The sequence below is a fragment of the Pseudomonas sp. 22490 genome (assembly GCF_052044465.1).
Lineage (GTDB): Bacteria > Pseudomonadota > Gammaproteobacteria > Pseudomonadales > Pseudomonadaceae > Pseudomonas > Pseudomonas aeruginosa.
In genome coordinates, this window is the sequence record NZ_JBQENS010000020.1 from 1 (window position 1) to 3,196 (window position 3,196).

General features: G+C 70.7%; 1 protein-coding gene. It reads right to left on the reverse strand.

Translation table 11 applies throughout. The annotated features are described in order from the left end of the window. Positions 1-3,196 (reverse strand): Ig-like domain-containing protein (locus ACTJJX_RS20995; protein ID WP_440782019.1); only part of this gene is annotated, 3,196 nt, incomplete at both ends.

Consider the following 3,196-nt stretch of genomic DNA (forward strand, 5'->3'; position numbering starts at 1 on the left):
CCAGTTGCCGCTGCCGTCGGCGGTGACCTGGCCGATCGGGTTGCCGTTGCCGTCGGTGAGGATCACCGTGGCCCCGGCTTCCGCCGTACCGCTGATGACGACTCCGTTGCTCGGATCGATCACCGGCGCCGGCGGGGCGATGGCATCGACGGTGACGCTGGCCGGACCGCTGGTGTTGCCGGCCGGGTCCTGGGCCACGGCGTTGATCACGGTGCCGTTGGCCAGCGGGGTGCCCGGGGTGAACGTCCAGTTGCCGCTGCCGTCGGCGGTGGCCTGGCCGATCGGGTTGCCGCCGCCATCGGTGAGGATCACCGTCGCGCCAGCTTCCGCGGTACCGCTTATCTCGGTGCCGTTGCTCGGATCGATCACCGGCGCCGCCGGGGCCACGCCATCCACCGTGATCACCGCCGGCGCACTGTCGACATTGCTTGGGCTGCGCGCCACCACGTTGACCACCGTGCCATCCGGCAGCGGGATGCCTGGAGTGAAGGACCAGTTGCCGCTGCCGTCGGCGGTGACCTGGCCAATCGGGTTGCCGTTGCCATCGGTGATGATGATGGTGTTGCCGGCGTCCGCGGTGCCGCTGATCACCGAGCCGTTGCTCGGATCCACCTGCGGGATCGACGGCAGTGAGGAATCCACCGTCGTGGTAGCGGGAGGGCTGGTATTGCCGGCGGCGTCGCTCGCGGTCACGTTGACCACGGTGCCGTTGGGCAGTTGCGAGCCGGGCGTGAAGCTCCAGTTGCCGCTGCCATCGGCGGTGGTCTGGCCGATCGGGTTGCCGTTGCCGTCGGTCAAGGTCACGGTGCTGCCCGGCTCGGCGGTACCGTTGAGCAGGTTGCCGTTGCTCGGATTGACCACAGGCGTGTTCGGCGCCACCGCGTCCACGGTAGTGCTGCCCTGCGGGCCGGTATTGCCCGCAGGGTCCTGGGCCACGGCGTTGACCACCGTGCCGTTGGCCAGCGGCGTGGCGGGCGTGAAGGTCCAGTTGCCGCTGCCGTCGGCGGTGGTTTCGCCGATCGGGTTGCCGTTGCCGTCGGTGAGGATCACCTTGGCCCCGGCCTCCGCGGTGCCGCTGATGGTCGTGCCGTTGCTCGGATCGATCACCGGCGCCGGCGGCGCCACCGCGTCCACCGTGGTGGCGGCCTGCGGGCCGGTATTGCCGGTCGGGTCGGTGGCCGTGGCGACGATCACCGTGCCGTTGGCCAGCGGCGTGCCCGGCGTGAAGCTCCAGTTGCCGCTGCCGTCGGCGGTGACCTGCCCTATCGGGTTGCCGCCGGCATCGGTGAGGGTCACGGTGGCACCGGCCTCGGCGGTGCCGCTGATGACGACGCCGTTGCTCGGGTTGATCACCGGCGCCGGCGGCGCGCTGGAATCGACGGTCACCGTCGCCGGCGGGCTGCTGTTACCGGCGGCGTCCTGGGCCACCACGTTGACCACAGTACCGTTGGCGATCGGCGTGGACGGGGTGTAGGTCCAGTTGCCGCTGCCGTCGGCGGTGACCTCGGCGATCGGATTGCCGTTGCCGTCGGTGAGGATCACCGTGCTGCCCGGTTCCGCAGTGCCGCTGAGGCTGCTGCCGTTGCTCAGGTTGACGGTCGGCGTGGTCGGCGCCACGCCATCGACGGTGGTGCTGCCCTGGCCGCTGGTGTTGCCCGCCGGATCGGTGGCCGTGGCGTTGACCACGGTTCCATCCGCCAGCGGCGTGGACGGGGTGAAGCTCCAGTTGCCGCTGCCGTCGGCGGTGACCTGGCCAATCGGGTTGCCGTTGCCATCGGTCAGAGTCACGCTGCTGCCCGGCTCGGCGGTGCCGCTGAGCGTGGTGCCGTTGCTGGGGTTGATCACTGGCGTGGCCGGGGCTACCGAGTCCACGGTGACACTGCTGCCCGCACTGGTGTTGCCGGAGGCGTCGGTGGCCGTGGCGTTGACCACGGTGCCGTTGGGCAACGGCGTGGTCGGAGTGAAGCTCCAGTTGCCGCTGCCATCGGCGGTGACCTGCCCGATGGGATTGCCGTTGCCATCGGTCAGGGTCACGGTGGCGCCCGGCTCGGCGGTGCCGCTGAGCGTGGTGCCGTTGCTCGGGTTGACCACTGGCGTGGCCGGTGCCACGGCGTCCACGGTGACGCTGGCCGGCGAACTGGCGTTGCCGGACGGGTCGGTAGCCGTGGCGTTGACCACCGTGCCGTTGGGCAACGGCGTGCTCGGGGTGAAGGTCCAGTTGCCGCTGCCGTCGGCGGTGACCTGGCCAATCGGATTGCCGTTGCCGTCGGTCAGGGTCACGGTAGCGCCCGGCTCGGCGGTGCCGCTGAGGGTCGTACCGTTGCTCGGATCGACGGTGGGCGTGGCCGGCGCGACGGCATCCACGGTAACGCTGGCCGGCGGACTGCTGTTGCCGGCGGCATCCCTGGCCACCACGTTGACCACGGTACCGTCCGGCAGCGGGGTGGACGGCGTGAAAGACCAGTTGCCGTTGGCATCGGCGGTGGTCTGGCCGATCGGATTGCCATTGCCGTCGGTCAGGGTCACGCTGCTGCCCGGTTCGGCAGTCCCGCTGAGTTCGCTGCCGTTGCTCGGCTCGACCACCGGCGCGCTCGGCGCCACGCCGTCGACGGTGATGGAGGTCGCCGGGCTGCTGTTGCCGGCGGCGTCCCTGGCCACCACATTGACCACGGTGCCATCCGGCAGTTGGCTACCGGGGGTGAAGCTCCAGTTGCCGTTGGCATCGGCGCTGGTCTGGCCGATCGGATTGCCGTTGCCGTCGGTGATCACGATGGTCACGCCCGCTTCCGCCGTACCACTGAGGACGCTGCCGTTGCTGGCATTGACCTGGGGCGCGTCGGGGAAGTCGGGGGCTTCGGCGGTGACCGGGGTGCTGCTGTTGCCGGCCGGGTCGGTAACGATCACCGTCACCGTCTCGCCATTGGTCAGCGGCGGGTTCAGCGGGACCTCGAAGCTGCCGCCGGGGCCGACCACCACGGTGGTGTCCGGCTGGCCGTCGCCATCGGTGTCGACACCGACGGTGGCGCCCGGCTCTGCGTTGCCGGTGACGCTGCTGCCGTCCGGCGCCACCTGCACGTCGGTGGCCGGCGCCGGGGCTGTGGTGTCCGGCGCCTCGACGGTCACCGGGGTGCTGTTGTTGCCGGCCGGGTCGGTAACGATCACCGTCACCGTCTCGCCATTGGTCAGCGGCGGGTTC